The sequence below is a fragment of the Nocardia salmonicida NBRC 13393 genome, assembly GCF_001613085.1.
GTDB lineage: Bacteria > Actinomycetota > Actinomycetes > Mycobacteriales > Mycobacteriaceae > Nocardia > Nocardia salmonicida.
Window position 1 is genome coordinate 181,902 of the sequence record NZ_BDBR01000012.1, and the last position, 16,684, is coordinate 198,585.

General features: G+C 67.5%; 16 protein-coding genes. 9 read left to right on the top strand and 7 right to left on the bottom strand.

The features are described from left to right. The first annotated feature begins 10 nt into the window (after positions 1–10). A complete protein-coding gene (gene fabG, locus NS1_RS15280) occupies positions 11–769 on the top strand; it encodes a 3-oxoacyl-ACP reductase FabG (protein ID WP_056821526.1) in 759 nt (252 codons plus the stop codon). A gap of 7 nt (positions 770–776) precedes the next feature. On the opposite strand, the gene NS1_RS15285 is transcribed toward fabG, so the two are convergent. After that, positions 777–1,136 (bottom strand): hypothetical protein, encoded by a 360-nt coding sequence (locus NS1_RS15285; RefSeq protein WP_062985236.1) that lies wholly within the window; start codon positions 1,134–1,136, stop codon positions 777–779. Positions 1,137–1,329: 193 nt separating this feature from the next. Here NS1_RS15285 and NS1_RS15290 point away from each other — a divergent pair, with 193 nt between their 5' ends. Continuing rightward, positions 1,330–1,734, top strand: coding sequence for a DUF1801 domain-containing protein (locus tag NS1_RS15290; RefSeq protein WP_062985238.1), 405 nt, complete (start codon positions 1,330–1,332; stop codon positions 1,732–1,734). A gap of 12 nt (positions 1,735–1,746) precedes the next feature. On the opposite strand, the gene NS1_RS15295 is transcribed toward NS1_RS15290, so the two are convergent. Both NS1_RS15295 and NS1_RS15300 read right to left on the bottom strand, forming a co-directional pair. Beyond that, the gene (locus NS1_RS15295) at positions 1,747–2,547 is read right to left on the bottom strand and encodes a metallophosphoesterase (protein ID WP_062985240.1); all 801 of its coding nucleotides are present in this window, start codon (positions 2,545–2,547) and stop codon (positions 1,747–1,749) included. Between the two features lie 44 nt (positions 2,548–2,591). Further along, complete coding sequence (locus tag NS1_RS15300) at positions 2,592–5,060, bottom strand: phosphoketolase family protein (RefSeq protein WP_084503743.1); 2,469 nt, start codon at positions 5,058–5,060, stop codon at positions 2,592–2,594. A gap of 164 nt (positions 5,061–5,224) precedes the next feature. Between NS1_RS15300 and NS1_RS15305 the strand changes: the two genes are divergently transcribed. From NS1_RS15305 to clpX, 5 genes are all read left to right on the top strand, one after another. Then, positions 5,225–5,773: an FKBP-type peptidyl-prolyl cis-trans isomerase gene (locus tag NS1_RS15305; protein ID WP_062985242.1), complete on the top strand. Its 549-nt coding sequence runs from the start codon at positions 5,225–5,227 to the stop codon at positions 5,771–5,773. A gap of 160 nt (positions 5,774–5,933) precedes the next feature. Next, positions 5,934–7,298, top strand: coding sequence for a trigger factor (gene tig, locus NS1_RS15310; protein ID WP_062985352.1), 1,365 nt, complete (start codon positions 5,934–5,936; stop codon positions 7,296–7,298). A gap of 167 nt (positions 7,299–7,465) precedes the next feature. Beyond that, a complete protein-coding gene (locus tag NS1_RS15315) occupies positions 7,466–8,041 on the top strand; it encodes an ATP-dependent Clp protease proteolytic subunit (RefSeq protein ID WP_056821854.1) in 576 nt (191 codons plus the stop codon). A 46-nt stretch (positions 8,042–8,087) separates the two neighbouring features. After that, a complete protein-coding gene (locus tag NS1_RS15320; RefSeq protein WP_056821519.1) occupies positions 8,088–8,753 on the top strand; it encodes an ATP-dependent Clp protease proteolytic subunit in 666 nt (221 codons plus the stop codon). 241 nt (positions 8,754–8,994) lie between these two features. Further along, entirely contained in the window at positions 8,995–10,275 is a 1,281-nt protein-coding gene (gene clpX / locus NS1_RS15325; RefSeq protein WP_056821517.1) for an ATP-dependent Clp protease ATP-binding subunit ClpX, read from the top strand. A gap of 67 nt (positions 10,276–10,342) precedes the next feature. Here clpX and NS1_RS15330 read toward each other — a convergent pair whose 3' ends face one another. Further along, the gene (locus tag NS1_RS15330; protein ID WP_062985244.1) at positions 10,343–11,158 is read right to left on the bottom strand and encodes a hypothetical protein; all 816 of its coding nucleotides are present in this window, start codon (positions 11,156–11,158) and stop codon (positions 10,343–10,345) included. A gap of 476 nt (positions 11,159–11,634) precedes the next feature. Here NS1_RS15330 and mihF point away from each other — a divergent pair, with 476 nt between their 5' ends. Next, positions 11,635–11,949 carry an integration host factor, actinobacterial type gene (gene mihF, locus NS1_RS15335; protein ID WP_019045768.1) on the top strand — a complete coding sequence of 105 codons (315 nt, stop codon included), beginning with the start codon at positions 11,635–11,637 and terminating at the stop codon, positions 11,947–11,949. 78 nt (positions 11,950–12,027) lie between these two features. Here mihF and NS1_RS15340 read toward each other — a convergent pair whose 3' ends face one another. Continuing rightward, positions 12,028–13,212, bottom strand: a complete 1,185-nt coding sequence (locus NS1_RS15340; RefSeq protein WP_056821513.1) for an FHA domain-containing protein — start codon at positions 13,210–13,212, stop codon at positions 12,028–12,030. A gap of 181 nt (positions 13,213–13,393) precedes the next feature. On the opposite strand from NS1_RS15340, the gene NS1_RS39045 reads away from it, so the two are divergent. After that, positions 13,394–14,476, top strand: a complete 1,083-nt coding sequence (locus NS1_RS39045; RefSeq protein ID WP_084503744.1) for a GNAT family N-acetyltransferase — start codon at positions 13,394–13,396, stop codon at positions 14,474–14,476. Positions 14,477–14,504: 28 nt separating this feature from the next. On the opposite strand, the gene NS1_RS15355 is transcribed toward NS1_RS39045, so the two are convergent. Together NS1_RS15355 and NS1_RS15360 are read right to left on the bottom strand one after the other, a co-directional pair. Next, on the bottom strand, positions 14,505–16,064 hold the full coding sequence (locus tag NS1_RS15355; protein ID WP_062985246.1) for a glycerol-3-phosphate dehydrogenase/oxidase: 1,560 nt from the start codon (positions 16,062–16,064) through the stop codon (positions 14,505–14,507). Beyond that, positions 16,054–16,671, bottom strand: coding sequence for a TetR/AcrR family transcriptional regulator (locus tag NS1_RS15360; RefSeq protein WP_062985250.1), 618 nt, complete (start codon positions 16,669–16,671; stop codon positions 16,054–16,056). The genes NS1_RS15355 and NS1_RS15360 overlap by 11 nt, the downstream gene beginning before the upstream one ends. Positions 16,672–16,684: the final 13 nt, after the last annotated feature.

Below are 16,684 nucleotides of genomic sequence, written 5' to 3' on the forward strand. Positions count from 1 at the left end.
TAGGAGACGGATGCCCACGCAACGTAAGGTCGCGATCGTCACCGGAGCAGCCCGTGGCATCGGCGCCGCGGTCGCGGTCAAGCTCGCTGCCGACGGATATGCCGTCGCCGTGCTCGATCTCGACGAAGCCGCCTGCGCGGGCACCGTGGCCACCATCGCGTCCGCCGGGGGCGAAGCTCTCGCGGTCGGCGCCGATGTGGCCGACGAAGGGGCTGTCGCCGCCGCGGTGGAGCGGATCGCCACCGAACTCGGCTCGCCGACCGTGCTGGTCAACAACGCGGGCGTGCTGCGCGACAACCTGCTGTTCAAGATGTCGGTAGACGACTGGGACACCGTCATGAACGTGCACTTGCGCGGCGCCTTCCTGATGACCCGCGCCGTGCAGAAGTACATGGTCGAGGCGAAGTTCGGCCGCATCGTCAACCTGTCGAGCACCTCGGCGCTGGGCAATCGCGGCCAGGCCAACTACTCCGCGGCCAAGGCGGGCATGCAAGGCTTCACCAAGACTCTCGCCTTCGAACTCGGCAAATTCGGCGTCACCGCCAACGCGATCGCTCCCGGCTTCATCGAAACCGAGATGACCGCCGCGACGGCCGCCCGCGTCGGCGTCGAGTTCGAGGCGTTCAAAGCGGCTGCCGCCGCGCAGATCCCGGTCAACCGGGTCGGCACGCCCGACGACATCGCCAACACCGCCTCGTTCTTCGCGAGCGAGGGCGCCGGCTTCGTGTCGGGTCAGGTCATCTATGTGGCAGGCGGCCCGAAGGACTGACGCCGCCTCAGGCGCAGCCGAATCGGAAGTCCGCTCGCGCCTCGGTGCCCGCTGCCACGGTGACCCTGACCGGCTCCGTGACGGCCAACCCGCAGCCGCCGGGCACGGTCACCACCTCGGCCTCGTAGCAGCCCACCGGCAGCGCCACCGTGGCCCGCCCGTCGGCCCCGCTGACCAGCGTGGCGACCACCTGCTTCGCATCGCACGGCGTGACCTCGATATCGGCCCGATTCACCGGCATCGGCTCCCGGCCGGTGAATGTCCACACCGTCAGCGACCCCGTCCCCACGGGTGCCGGATCGGCGCTCGCGACACCGCTGACCATGAGCGGAGCGAGTACGGACAGTGCGAGAAATGTACGGCGCATGAACCTCTCCTCATCGATGAGTCGGGTCGTCCGCTGCTGATGGTAGGCCCATCCGGGTCCGAATCCGCACGTCACACCCGGATTCGGCGTTGACGATTCGGCGACGATCCGTGACCGGCGAACCTGTCGCCTGGTGAGAAACCGCTGGTCCGACCTAGTCGGACAGCGACATCGGATGTGTCAGGATCGGTCGATGACCTATGTCGCCGATCCGCGAGTCGACGCCTACATCGACGCGCTGCCCGTCTGGCAGCAGGGAATCTGTCGCCAGGTGCGCGAGATCGTCCACGCCGCCGACCCGGCCGTCACCGAGACGGTCAAACGTCGAATCCAGCCCTACTTCGTGCTCGACGGCAATATCTGCGCGCTGCTCGCCGCCAAGACGCACGTCAACATCTTCCTCTACGACGGCGCGATCGTCCCCGACCCCGACCACATCATCACCGGTGGTCACGACAACAAAACCGCCCGTACGGTCGCCGTGTACGAGGGGCAGGCCCTCAACGAACGAGCGCTGTCGACGATGCTGAAGCAGATCATCGCCGACAACCGGGCGGGTGGCTGGCGCAAGATCAAGAAGGAGCGCGGCGCGGGCTAGGGTTCGTGCCCGTCACACAGTCGGGGTGATGCCCGCGCGTTCGCTCCAGACCTGTTCCGCGGGGACCGAGATCGTGGTCAGCTCGGGGTAGCGCAGGGCGGAGAGGGTGCCGCCGAAGACGGCGCCGGTGTCGAGGCAGAGGGTGTTGTTGACCCAGGCGAGGGTGGGCACCGGGGTGTGGCCGTAGAGGACGGTGGGGGTGCCTCGATAGTCCTGGGCCCAGTCGTAGCGGATGGGATAGCCGTGTTCGTCCAGTTCGCCGGTGGGGGCGCCGTAGAGGGCGAAGGAGCGGGCTCGGCCGGAGGTGCTGCCGTGCAGGCTTTCCGGGAGACCGGCGTGGGCGACGACGAGCTTGCCGCGATCGAGCAGGTAGTGGCTCGGCAGGCCGCGCAGGAAAGTGTGTGCGGCGGTGCGGAACTCGAGGTCTTCGTCCGCCAGCTGGGACAGTGACTGTTCGAGGCCGTGCGCGATGCGGACGTTGCGACCGTCGAGGGCGCGCATCAGCTTGTGGTCGTGGTTGCCGGTGACACACAGGGCGGTCTTCGCGGCGACCATCCCCATCGCCAGGCGCAGCACGCCGGGGGTGTCGGGACCACGGTCGACGAGATCGCCGACGAAGACCACGGTGCGATCGTCGGGGTGGGAGGCGTCGATCGGACGGCCGCGGTCGTCGCGGTCCACGGTGTAGCCGAGTTCGCCGAGCAAGGTCTCCAGTTCGCTGCGGCAGCCGTGGACGTCGCCGATCACGTCGAACGGTCCGGTCAGGTCGCGGCGGTCGCGGGGGAGTAGGTCGGTGCGGCGGGGTTCGGTCATATCCCCTCCATCGTCGTGTAGGGCGGGCCCGCGCCGCAACCGCGTTACCCCGCGGTGGGGATCGCCGAGTCGGGCCAGACCCAATCGGCGACGACCGGGATGTCGGTGCCCTGTTCGCGGGTCCAGCGGCGCGCGATCAACCGGGCATCGACCATCTCCTGGCGCAGACCCGCCGCCCGCTCACGCAGTCCGGGCACGCGGTCGATCACATCGAGCACCAGATGGAAGCGGTCCAGATCGTTGAGCATCACCATGTCGAAGGGGGTGGTCGTGGTGCCCTTCTCCTTGTAACCGCGCACGTGCAGATTGGCGTGATTGGTGCGGCGGTAGGTGAGCCGGTGCACCAGCCACGGGTAGCCGTGGAAGGCGAAGATCACCGGGCGGTCGGTGGTGAACAGGGCGTCGAACTCGGCATCGGGCAGGCCGTGCGGGTGTTCGTCGGCGGGCAGCATGCGCATCAGGTCGACCACATTGACGAACCGAATGCGTAAGTCCGGCAGTCGATCTCGCAGAATCGCCACCGCCGCCAGGGCTTCCAGGGTCGGCACGTCGCCCGCGCACCCCAGCACCACATCGGGCGTGGTCCCGAGGTCGTCGTTGTGACACGCCCACTCCCAGATCCCGAGACCGCGCGTGCAGTGCAGCCCGGCCTCCTCGGCCGAAAGCCAGTCCGGCCCCGGCTGTTTGCCCGCCACGACCACGTTCGCGTAGTGCAGCGACCGCAGACAGTGGTCGTAGGTCGACAGCAGGGTATTGGCATCCGGCGGCAGATACACGCGCACGATATCGGGGCTCTTGTTCGCCACCACGTCGAGGAATCCGGGATCCTGATGGGTGAACCCGTTGTGATCCTGGCGCCACACGTGCGAGGTGAGCAGGTAGTTCAGGCTGGGGATCTTGCGTCGCCACGGCACCTTCAGGCTGGCGTCGAGCCATTTGGCGTGCTGGTTGAACATGGCGTCGACGATGTGGATGAACGCCTCGTAGCAGGTGAAGACGCCGTGGCGGCCCGTCAGCAGGTAACCCTCCAGCAGGCCCTCACACATGTGCTCGGAGAGCACTTCGACCGCGCGACCCACCGTCGAGAGATCGACATCCCAGCGCCCGACTTCTTCCTGCCAGTCGCGCCCGGTCACCTCGAGGATGTCCTGGAGCCGGTTGCTGGCCAGTTCGTCGGGAGCGAAGGTGAGGAAGTTGTGCGGATTGCGGGCGGTGACATCGCGCAGCCAACCGCCGAGCACCCTGGTCGCCTCGTGCTGACCCGCGCCCGGCGTCACGACATCCACGCAGTAGTCGCGCCAATCGGGCAGGTCGAGATCGTGAATCAGCGAGCCGCCGTTCGCGACGGGGTTGAGGCTCATCGGATGCGCCGGAACCTGTTCCAGCAGGGCGGGCACCGGCGAGCCGTCGTGGTCGAACAATTCCTCCGGCCGATACGACCGCAACCACAACTCCAGCACCCGCCGGTGTTCGGCGTCGGTGCGCGCGTTGGGCAACGGCACCTGATGGGCGCGGAAGGTGCCCTCGACCTGTTTGCCGTCGACCACCGGGGGACAGGTCCAGCCCTTCGGGGTGTGCATCACGATCATCGGCCAGCGGGGACGTGTCGTGTCACCGTCCTCGCGGGCGGCCCGCTGGAACTGCGCGATCCTGTCCATGCAGGTATTCATCGCCTCGGCCATCGCCTGGTGGACCGGTGCGGGGTCGTCGCCGGAGACGATCAGCGGCTCGTAACCGTAGCCGCGCAGCAGTTCGATCAGCTCTGCCTCGGGGATGCGGGCGAGAATGGTCGGATTGGCGATCTTGTACTCGTTGAGCGCGAGAATCGGCACCACCGCCCCGTCGCGGCCCGCGTTGAGGAATTTGTTCGCGTGCCAGCTGCCCGCGAGTGGCCCGGTTTCTGCCTCGCCGTCGCCGACCACGCAGAACACGATGAGGTCGGGGTTGTCCAGGGCGGCGCCGAAGGCGTGCAGCAGGCTGTAGCCGAGCTCACCGCCCTCGTGGAACGACCCCGGCGTCTCCGGAGCGCAGTGGCTCGGCACGCCGCCGGGGAAGGAGAACCGGTGGAAGAATCTGCGCATACCGTCGATGTCGCGCGGGATATCCGGCTCCAGTTCGGTGTAGGCGTCTTCGAGCCACGCGCAGGCGTTGGGCCCGGGCCCGCCGTGCCCGGGGCCCGCGACGTATACCGCGTTCAGGCCGCGATCGCGGATCACCCGGTTGGCGTGGGCCCACACCAGATTCAGGCCGGGCACGGTACCGAAGTGGCCGAGCAGGCGTGGCTTGATGTCCTCGGCGACCAGCGGGGTGCGCAGCAGCGGATTGCTCATCAGGTAGATCTGGCCGACCGCGAGATAGTTCGACGCCCGCCACCACGTGTCGACCGCGACGAGCTCCTCGCGCGAGAGCGGACCGGGTGCGTCGGTGAGGACGTAGGGCGTGGGAGCGATGGTCTCGCCCCGGCCGTCTCCCACGTTGTCGGCGGCGGTGTCGCCCTGGGTGTTCCCGGTCATCGCGGACTCTCCTCGAAATCGGTGAGTTCGCGGCGCCGTCCGCGCCGCGGTGCATGCACGGGCGCCGATCGAGGACCGGTGACACCCGGTGGGGAATCGCACCGCCGAGCCTACCGTCGTGCCGGTTTCCGCCCCCACTACGACAGTCGATTACTGTGCGGGCCATGCATTCTCTCGGCAGGATCATCGGAATCGGACTCGTCGCGGCCGCCGCGATCACGACAGCGGCCTGCGGCTCCGACGCGGATTCGACCAGCTCGCCGAGCTCGAGCTCGGTCGGCGGAAATCCCGCGAGCACGGGTCTCGAATGCACCGCCGACGACGTGAAGGTCAGCGGCGGTTTCGGCGAGGCGCCCAAGATCACCATCCCCGAGACCTGCGATCCGCCCAAGAGCCTGATCGTCAAGGATCTGGTGGCAGGCAACGGGCCCGGCGCGGCGGCCGGACAGCCGCTGACCATGAACTACGAGTTGGTCACCTGGTCGGACAAGCAGGTACTCGACAGCTCCTTCCAGCGCGGTAAGCCGTTCGGGCTGACCCTCGGCGCGGGCCAGGTCATCCAGGGCTGGGACGAAGGCCTGATCGGCGTACAGCAGGGCACCCGCAGGCTGCTGATCGTGCCACCGAACCTCGGCTACGGCGAAGGCGGCAACGGTGTGCCGCCGAACGAGACGTTGGTCTTCGTGACCGACGCCGTGCAGGTCGGCCGCTAGCGGCACCCTCAACCAAACACCGATTGCGCGACCGCGCGGGCGGTCAACTACCCTGGTCGGGATGCGCTTTATGCGCCGCACCTGGCTTAGCCGTGCCTGACTATGGCGCGTCGCCCCCTGTGGGGACACCACCATGAACTACGAACCAAGGAGTATGTCCGTGAAGAGCACCGTCGAGCAGCTGAGCCCGACCCGGGTCCGGATCAACGTCGAGGTGCCCTTCGAGGAGCTGAAGCCCGACTTCGACAAGGCGTACAAGGCGCTGGCGCAGCAGGTCAAGATCCCCGGCTTCCGTCCCGGCAAGGCTCCGGCCAAGCTGATCGAGACCCGTGTCGGCCGTGGCGCCGTGCTGGAGCAGGTCGTCAACGACGCGCTGCCCGCCCGCTACGCCGAGGCCGTGCAGGCCACCGAGGTCAAGGTCATCGGCCAGCCCGAGATCGAGATCACCAAGATCGAAGACGGCGAAGAGCTCGCGTTCACCGCTGAGGTCGACGTGCGCCCCGAGATCGCCCTGCCCGATTACTCGGGCATCGAGGTGAGTGTCGATTCCTTCACCATCGGCGACGACGACATCGAGGAGCAGCTCACCTCGCTGCGTCAGCGCTTCGGCACCCTCACCGGTGTCGAGCGCGCCGTGGCCGATGGCGACTTCGTATCGATCGACCTGTCGGCGACCGTCGACGGTGCGGACGTCCCCGAGGCGGCCACCACCGGCCTGTCGCACGAAGTCGGTTCGGGTCAGCTGATCGAGGGTCTCGACGAGGCGGTCATCGGCCTGAAGGCCGGCGAGTCCGCCGAGTTCACCTCCACCCTGGTCGCCGGCGACCACGCGGGCTCCGAAGCCGTGATCACCGTGACCGTGCAGTCGGTCAAGGAGCGCGAGCTGCCCGAGGCCGACGACGAGTTCGCTCAGCTGGCCAGTGAGTTCGACACCATCGACGAGCTCAAGGAAGACCTGAAGGGCCGCGTCGAGCGCGTCAAGAAGGTCGAGCAGGCCGGTTCGATCCGCGACAAGGTGCTCGACACCCTGCTCGAGACCGTCGAGGTCCCGCTGCCGGAGGCCGTGGTCAAGGCCGAGGTCGACGCCGTGGTCCACGACGCCGTGCACGGTTTCGACCACGACGAGGCCAAGCTGGCCGAGGCGCTCGAGGCGCAGGGCTCCTCCCGCGAGGAGTTCGACAAGGACACCCAGGAAGCCGCCGAGAAGTCGGTGAAGACCCAGCTGCTGCTCGACGCCATCGCCGAGGCCGAGAACACCCAGGTCGGCCAGCAGGAGCTGACCGAGCGAATCCTGTTCCAGGCACAGCGTTACGGCATGTCGCCGGAGCAGTTCATCCAGCAGGTGCAGCAGGCCGGCCAGCTCGGCGCGGTCTTCGCCGACGTGCGACGCGGCAAGGCGCTCGCCGGAGTTGTCGGTCAGGTGAAGGTTACCGACTCCGACGGCAACGTGGTCGACACCACCGAAATGTTCGGTGACCCTGCGGATTCCGCTGAAATCGAGCTGGACGAAGCCGCTGCTGAGTAGGTTTCGGCGGCGTGATTTGATTGCGCTGTGAGCGAAGAAGGGCGGTACCGGGAGTTCGGTGCCGCCCTGCTTCGTTAGTGTTTGTGACGACGAACCGTATTCGTATGGCCGTAGCAATCGGTGAGAAGAGAAGGCAGGTATCCGTGACGATCAACCAGGCAGGGGTCATGACAGCCGCTACCGCTGGACTCAACCTCAGTGATTCCGTATACGAACGGCTGCTTCGCGAGCGCATCATCTTCCTGGGCACCCAGGTCGACGATGAGATCGCGAACAAGATCTGCGCGCAGATCCTGCTGCTCTCGGCCGAGGACGCGACGAAGGACATCGCGCTCTACATCAACTCGCCCGGTGGCTCGGTCACTGCCGGCATGGCCATCTACGACACGATGCAGTTCGCCGAGTGCGACATCAAGACCGTCGCGATGGGTCTGGCCGCATCGATGGGACAGTTCCTGCTGACCGCGGGCACCAAGGGCAAGCGTTTCGCGCTGCCGCACACCCGGATCATGATGCACCAGCCCTCGGCGGGCATCGGTGGTTCGGCCGCCGACATCGCGATCATGGCCGAGCAGTTCGCCCACACCAAGCGTGAGCTCAACGAACTGCAGTCGCTGCACACCGGCAAGTCGGTGGAGCAGGTGACCGAGGACGCGGACCGCGACCGCTGGTTCACGGCGAAGGAAGCCCTGGAATACGGCTTCATCGACCACGTGGTCGCCCACGCGAACCAGGCGAAGTAGCGCAGGCCCGCGCCCCATCACACTCGAGACAAGCTTGGAGACCAAGATGGCCAATCTGATCGACCCGCGCGCAGGCTTGGGCGGCGCTGCTGCCGCCAACCCGCAGTCGCGCTACATCCTGCCGCAGTTCACCGAGCAGACTTCGTTCGGCGTCAAGACCTCCGACCCGTACAACAAGCTGTTCGAGGAGCGCATCATCTTCCTGGGCAACCAGGTCGACGACGTCTCGGCGAACGACATCATGGCGCAGCTGCTGGTGCTGGAGTCCCAGGACCCCGACCGCGACATCACCATGTACATCAACTCGCCCGGTGGCTCGTTCACCGCGCTGATGGCGATCTACGACACCATGCAGTACGTGCGCCCCGACGTGGTCACGGTCTGCCTGGGTCAGGCCGCCTCAGCCGCCGCGGTGCTGCTGGCCGCCGGAGCTCCCGGCAAGCGGGCCGCACTGCCCAACGCGCGCATCCTGATCCACCAGCCGTCTTCCGGCGGTGTGCAGGGTCAGGTGTCCGACCTCGAGATCGCCGCGGCCGAGATCGAGCGGATGCGTCGCTTGATGGAAGTCACCATCTCGCGCCACACCGGCAAGCCCGAGGAGCAGGTCCGCAAGGACACCGACCGCGACAAGATCCTGACCGCCGAGGAAGCCAAGGAATACGGCATCATCGATCAGGTCTTCGACTACCGCAAGCTCAGCGGACAGAAGTGACACGCCCGGGCCCGCTGTCCTGATCTGGGCGGCGGGCCCGGCTTTTTCACCCGCGGTGGCTCACAATGGTGAGGACCCGCACAGCACTCACGACAAACATGCGCGAGTTGTCGACCTCATTCGCGCACAACAGGTACGGTCGACTCAGGGACCATTGCTCTGATTGACGGCACCGAGACGTATTTCCGGCCCAATCGGGGGACGACGGTCGCACTCGGACAAGGAAGTAGGGACCTACGAGATGGCGCGCATCGGAGACGGCGGCGATCTGCTGAAGTGCTCGTTCTGCGGAAAGAGCCAGAAGCAGGTCAAGAAGCTCATCGCGGGCCCTGGGGTTTATATCTGCGACGAGTGCATCGATCTGTGCAACGAGATCATCGAAGAAGAGTTGGCCGAGTCGAGCGAAGTGAAGCTCGACGAGTTGCCCAAGCCTTCGGAGATTCGGGATTTCCTCGAGAACTACGTGATCGGCCAGGACACCGCCAAGCGGACCCTCGCCGTCGCGGTCTACAACCACTACAAGCGCATCCAGGCAGGCGACAAGGGCCGCGACAGCCGCGGTGAGGCCGTCGAACTGATGAAGTCGAACATCTTGATGCTCGGCCCCACCGGTTGCGGCAAGACCTACCTCGCGCAGACCCTGGCCAAGATGCTGAACGTCCCGTTCGCCATCGCCGACGCCACCGCCCTCACCGAGGCCGGCTATGTCGGTGAGGACGTCGAGAACATCCTGCTGAAGCTGATCCAGGCCGCCGACTACGACGTCAAGCGCGCCGAGACCGGCATCATCTACATCGACGAGGTCGACAAGATCGCCCGCAAGAGCGAGAACCCGTCGATCACCCGCGATGTCTCGGGCGAGGGTGTGCAGCAGGCGCTGCTGAAGATCCTGGAGGGCACCCAGGCGAGTGTGCCGCCGCAGGGCGGTCGTAAGCACCCGCACCAGGAGTTCATCCAGATCGACACCACCAACGTGCTGTTCATCGTCGCGGGTGCCTTCGCGGGCCTGGAGAAGATCATCTCCGACCGCACCGGCCACCGCGGCATCGGCTTCGGCGCCGAGGTGCGCTCCAAGGCCGAGGTCGACACCGATGACCACTTCGCCGACGTGATGCCGGAGGATCTGATCAAGTTCGGTCTGATCCCCGAGTTCATCGGCCGCCTGCCCATCGTCGCCTCGGTGACGAACCTGGACAAGGAATCGCTGGTCACTATTCTCTCCGAGCCGAAGAACGCACTGGTCAAGCAGTACGTTCGCCTGTTCGAGATGGACGGCGTCGACCTCGAGTTCACCACCGACGCCCTCGAAGCGATCGCCGATCAGGCGATCCTGCGCGGCACCGGTGCTCGCGGCCTTCGCGCCATCATGGAAGAGGTCCTGCTGCCGGTGATGTACGACATCCCCGGCCGCGACGACGTCGCCAAGGTGGTCGTGAACGCCGACACCGTCGTGCACAACGTCCTCCCGACGATCGTGCCGCGTAAGGCGCAGCGTCCCGAGCGTCGCGAGAAGTCGGCGTAACAAACCAACGGCAAAGGGCCCCTTCGGATCTGATCCGGAGGGGCCCTTCGCTGTGTGTCGGTGGAGGCTAGGTGGCGGCCGGGTTACCCATGCTCGGCGCGGACAGGAGATTGTCGGCCTCGTCTGCCGGGATCTCCGCGCTGGCACGGACGATCGCGGTGCTGTAGCGGGCGCTGGCGGCATTGTGGATGAGTAGCGCGACACCGATCATCACCGGGGCCACCGCGTGCACAGCGGCGTCGTACCAGTGCCCTGCGCTCAGGTGTGGGTAGGTGTTGAGGGCGATGGTCAGCGTGAGCAGGAACAGCTCGGCGATCAGCACCTGGTTGCGGTTGCCCATCACGCCCCACTCGGCCACCCGCGTGGTGCCGATCATGATGATGATCAGGCACACGCTGATCATCGCCTCCAGGCCGAAACTGGCCCAGTAGAGCGGATCGGTGGGCCCGCCAGGGGCGATGTTGTGCTGGACGTTCACCGCCGACCACAGCATGCCCGTGATCACCACGCCTGCCAGGGCCCGCAGCGACCAGGTGCGGTGCTGATAGAGCGAGGCGAGGCGAGCGCGCGGGTTGGACTCGCGGCGTTGCGCGGCGATGGCCTTGCGGGCCAGCATCAGGTCCGACATCTCGGCGCGCTCCAGCTCCGCGGTGGTGTCTCGCAGGCGGTCGGCGTGCGAGGAGGCGGCCTTGATCTGTTTCCAGCGCTGGTCGCGCTCGTAGGTGCGGATCTTCTCGGCGAGTTCGCGCTCGGCGCTCAACTCGTCTTCGGACAGCGCGTCGGTCAGGGCCGGATCGGACTGATAGGCGATGCGGCGCCTGGCCCGTTCCACCCGCACAGGCAGTGCGGTGACCTCGTGATCGAGCGGGTGTTCCTCGCGCATCGCAACTCCAGGTAGCAAAAGGGTTCGCCGGGTCGCGTCATTGTTGCGCATCGAGCGGGGGGAGAACACCCGTGGGCCCGAATTACTCGGTCCGAAGGCGCTGAAAATGTCTGGCGCACAACTGTGTAGCTGTTGACGGAGCGGTACGGGAGACGGTGACGACCGTTCGAGAATCGGTCGCGCCCGGGGCCGAGGAGCTTCGTTGATCCTCCGTGGTTCGCCGTTGAACCTTGATCCCGTAAAAGTGCTTCTGATGATGTGTCGTTGCTGGTCATCGGGGTGTTACTCCGGCCTGAACCGGTCGGTCTTTTCGTCCGTTTGGTCCGTCTCGCAGGGCCTTCATCGATTACGACGGGTTCGGCACGCAAAACTCATCGGCGTATCCTCGCGGTGTGTCGGACTGGTGCTGCCGATTTCGTGCTGTTTACTCGGTCCGTCAATCAGATGTTCGAGTGACGAGTGGAAGCGGAGGAGACATGGCACTGCCTACGATGACCGCCGAACAGCGCACCGAGGCGTTGGCCAAAGCGGCTGCCGTGCGCAAGGCGCGCTCGGAACTGATCGGCAAGGTGAAGGAGGGCAAGGTCACCGTCGCCGATCTGCTCAAGAAAGCCGACAGCGATGACCTGGTGAAAAAGACCAAGGTCGCTGCCGTGATCAAGGCACTGCCGGGCGTTGGTCCGGTCAAGGCCGCCAAGCTGATGGATCAGGCCGAGATTCCCGAAGATCGTCGTATCGGTGGCCTCGGTGCTCGTCAGCGCGCGGCCCTGCTCGACGCCCTCGAGGCCTGAGCCGATTAGCGATCCGACGCCCGTGGTGCTGGATGCACGGGCGTCGGGATGGTCTGTGAGTGATCTGGAACAAGTGAATTACACGCAATAGGTCAGCAGGAAGTCGTTGATCCGCAGGCGCCATCCCGGTTGCAATTCGATCGGGAGGGTGCCGACGCGAGACCAGCGTTCGCTGTCGGGGGCGGCGAAGAACGTTCCGGAGGTCGCGGGGGCCTCGCGGACGAACACCTTGCCACGGTCGGGGGCGACGAAGGCATGGACCCGCGAGACGAGCCGATCGCGCTCGATCAAAATCGGCGTCGCCGCGGAAGCGCGTACCGATTCTTCCCCCGAGGGATTGCGGCCGAGGACATAGGGCCGGTCCAAGGGGTAGCTCAGTCCTTCTTCGGTGACCAGTGCGCCACGCGAACTGCTGTGGGGCGCCGTGCCTTTGCTCAGCGCGACCGGTTCGGCGCGCTTGGCGGCTTCGAGAGGTTGGGACCAGGCGCGGGGCGCGTCGGCATTGGGGGAGTTGCGCGGGCCGGTGCTCACGGTGGCACCGTCGCCGGTGCTCGGTCGGCTGCCCGTGCTCACCGTTTCGCTGTCGGGTCGGCCCGCATCGGGCTGGAAACCCGAGGTCGCGGGCTTTTCGGGCGTCGGTGCCGGGAACCCGGCGGTGGCCGGGAGCGCGTCGCCGGCGTCGGTGGGTCGCGAGGTCGGGGCGCGAAGGGCTTGGAAGCCGGTGGCCTCGGTGGGTGCGGGCTCGTCGACGGATTCGACCCGGCGGGGCGGGGGATTGCGACGTCGGCCGAGGTTGAGCACGAAACCGTTACCGGTGACGATGCCGGCGCGCAGGTCGGTGCGTGGATTGGCGCTGGTGGGATCGGCCAGCTCGGCGCCCACCGCGATGCGTCGGACAGGTTCGCGGATGATCTCGTCGACCCAGGTGAAGGCCCGGTCGCCGGCGAGGCGGCGGTTGCCCTCCGCGCCGGAGATCTCGGCGATCACCGCGCCGCGCAACAGGATCAGCATGCCGTCGGCCGTCGGGGCGAGCACGCCGAAAGGTGGTGGGGCAGAAGCTCCGCCGAACACCACGCCCGCCAGCCGCTGTGCCAGGGCCGCACCGGGTGCGCTCGCCGCCGTGTTGTTGGCGACGGTTTCCACCGCGCCGAGTAACCGATCGGTCGACGGCGTTTCCCCGGCCAGATAGACGACGACATCGCCGAATCTGGCGACGATCCCGGTCCCCGGCACGATGGCCACGGTGGACGAATGCGCGTGCATCAACGCCTCCTTGTCGGACTGGCCTTTACCGCCGCCTCGGCCGACCCCCGCTGTGCGTCAGACCGCGACCTAGCTCTCCGCCGCCAGCATAGATGGCCCGACGCCCGGGGATAAGGCCCGAAGGCGAACTTCGAACGGCGTTCGTGCCAAACGATGTTCGTCGGACGCGTAGGATCGGCGCATGAACGCCGCACCCGTCAGCCGCCGGGCCCGACCGGCGAAAGTGCCCCTGAGCCGCGATCTCGTCATCGAGACCGGATTGCGCATCCTCGACACCGAAGGTTCGGCCGCGCTCACCATGCGCAGGGTCGCCAAGGAACTCGACACCGGCGCCGCGTCGCTCTACGTCTACGTCGCCCATCGCGACGACCTGCTGACCGGCATGCTCGATCACGTCCTGTCCCAGGTCCGGGTGCCCACCGAGGGCGACTGGCGTGCGCGGGTGACCCAGTTGGTCGAAAACGCGATCGAGGCTCTCGGCCGCCACGACGGTCTCGCGCTCGTCGCCTTCGGCCGCTTCCCGACCACCGAGCACGCCCTCGGCTTGATCGAACAGTTGCGCGCCCTCCTGCGCGAAGGGGGCCTCGCCCCCGCGACTGCCACCTGGGCCGTCGACCTGATCTACCGGCACATCGCGGCCGAGTCGGTGGAGCGCGCCACCCACCCAGCCGGTGACGTCCGGGCGCGCTGGGCTCTGCGCACGCTGCTCAATGGGATCGTCGCCACCCCGGTGGCCGGTGGACCTGCTCGGCTCGCGCGCGAGGAGGAGATCGCGGACCTGCAGGAGATCGAGCGACGGGCGGGCGCGCCGTTCGGCGAGGTGGGCATGATCGCGATCGCCGAGGACGACCCGCCGTCGTGGGAAGTGTTGCGGGCCTTCGTCGTAGAGGGGCGCGCGTGGGTGTGGCCGGACGACGACGATCACCCGGTCGGTTACCTGGTTCTCGGTCTCGTCGACGGTCAGCCCCACATCGACCAGGTCTCCGTCGACCCGGCCCATGCGGGCGCGCGGATCGGCAAGCGACTGATCGACCATGCGGTGCGGTGGGCGAAAGACCACGACCTCCACGAGATCACGCTCACCACGTTCGCCGAAGTCCCCTGGAACGGGCCGTATTACGAACGCCTCGGCTTCGCCTACATCTCGGTGGCGGACGAGCCGCCGGGCCTGCGCGCGATCCGTGCCACCGAAATAGCCCATGGCCTCGACGAATGGCCTCGCGCGTGCATGCGGGCCGAGCTCGCGACATGGAGATTCGACTGACGACGCTCGCGGCCTGATCCGCAGCGGCTCAGCGGGTGATCGCGGCGTGTCTAGCGAAAGCGGCTTCGGCCGCGGGGGCGGCGGCTTCGCGGTCGGTGGGGATCAGGCCGATGCGGGTGCGGCGGTCGAGGAGGTCGTCGATGGTGAGGGCGGCCTCATGGGTGATCGCGAAGTCGAATTCGGCTGCGGTGACATCGATTCCGGGGGCGACCGGTGCGGCGAGGGCGGGGTCGGCGAGCCAGGCGGAGACGATGTGGCTCGCTTCGCTGCCGTAGCGCTCGATGAGGACCGGCGGGGCGTCGATGCGGTCGCGGGCGGCTCCGGACACCGCGCCGACGAGGGGGAACTGGGTGGTGCGGCAGGGACCGGCCGTGAGCGCTGACTGCGCCACCGCCGCGTCGACCGCGTCCTGGGCCATCTGGCGGTACGTGGTGAGCTTGCCGCCGACGACGGTGATCAGACCGTCCGGGGCGGTGAGGACCGCGTGCTCGCGGGAGATGTCGGCGGTGCTGTCATCGGCGGTTTTGAGCAGTGGGCGCAGGCCGGCGAACTTGCCGCGGATATCGGAGCGCGTCAACGGTTCCCGCAGGGCCGTATTGATGGTGTCGAGCAGGAAGTCGATCTCGGTCTCGGTGGGCTGGGGCTCGTCGGGGATCGGGCCTGGCGCGTCCTCGTCGGTGAGGCCCAGATAGACCCGGCCGTGCGCGGCGGGCAGCGCGAAGACGAACCGGCTGATGCTGCCCGGTACCGGCACCGTCAGCGCGGCACTGAGTCCACCGAAGGCCGCGGCGTCGAAGACGAGGTGGGTGCCACGGCTCGGCCGCAGCTCGATGCTGTGGTCGACCTCGCCCGCCCACACGCCGGTGGCGTTCACGACCGCGCGCGCCCGCACGGCCAGGGTCTCGCCGGAAAGGGTGTCGCGCAGCTGGACCGAATCACCGGTGGCGGTGACGGCTTCCACGCGGGTGAGAACCGTCGCGCCCGCCGAGGCCGCGGTGCGAGCCAAGGCGACGACCAAGCGGGCATCGTCGACGAGCTGACCGTCCCACGCCTGCAAGCCGCCGCGCAGCCCGTCGCGCCGCACGGTCGGCGCCAAGCGCAGTGCCTCGGCGGCGGCCACCCGGCGCGAGCGCGGCAACGTGTCGACGGAGGTGTGCGCCGCGATCCGCAGCGCGTCGCCCGCGGCGAACCCCGCGCGGATGAGCGAACTCTGGGCCAGCTTGATGCCGGGCAGCAACGGAACGAGTTGGGGGAGCGGACGCACCAGATGCGGTGCGGTGGTGCGCAACAGGATGCCGCGTTCGACCGCGCTCTCGTGCGCGATCCCGACCCGTCCGCTCGCCAGATACCGCAGCCCGCCGTGCACCAGCTTCGAACTCCAGCGGCTGGTGCCGAACGCGAAGTCGTTGCGCTCCACCAGGATGGTGCGCAGACCGCGCGCGGCGGCGTCGAGGGCGACGCCGGTTCCGGTCACGCCGCCGCCGATCACCACCACGTCGACCTCGGGATTCTCGCCGAGCGCGGTGAGGTCGGTGGTGCGTCGCGCCGCGTTCAGGGTGGCGCCGGAAGAGGGGGAGTCAGCAGACATCTGGGTCCTTCTCGGGTAGCGGGAGCAGATAACCCTCGATAGCCCTGGACAATTCGGCGTCGAACTCCGCACCGGCCAGCAACGACTCCACCGTGCCCGCCGACTGCACCGCGGACTGGGTGATGAGCAGCAGCATGGTGGCCATGTGCTCGGCATCACCCGCCCGGATCGACCCGTCGCGGTGGCCGAGTTCGATCACGGTCGCGAACAGCCCGATCAACGTGCGCTGATTGCGGCCCAACCGGCCGAACACATAGGTGAGCATCAGGTCGGTGTCGGTGCGGAAGATCTTGGCGAACACCGCGTTCGACCGAATCGCCGCCGCACCGGACACGATGCCGTGGACCAGCCGATCCCGGCCGAGGCCGGTGTCGGGCATGGTCTCGGCGACGATCGTGCGCAGTTCACGGACCAGCAGCTCGGCGATCAGCGACCCGGTGTCGGGCCAGCGCCGATAGACCGTCGGCCTGCTCACACCCGCCCGCCGCGCCACCTCGGTGAGCGTGGTCCGGCGAACGCCGAAATCGACGACGCAGGCCCGCGTGGCATCGAGAATCGCCACGTCTGTAGGCGAAAGCTGGTCAGCGTGGGTCGCGAGATCGATCATCGTGCTTCACCGC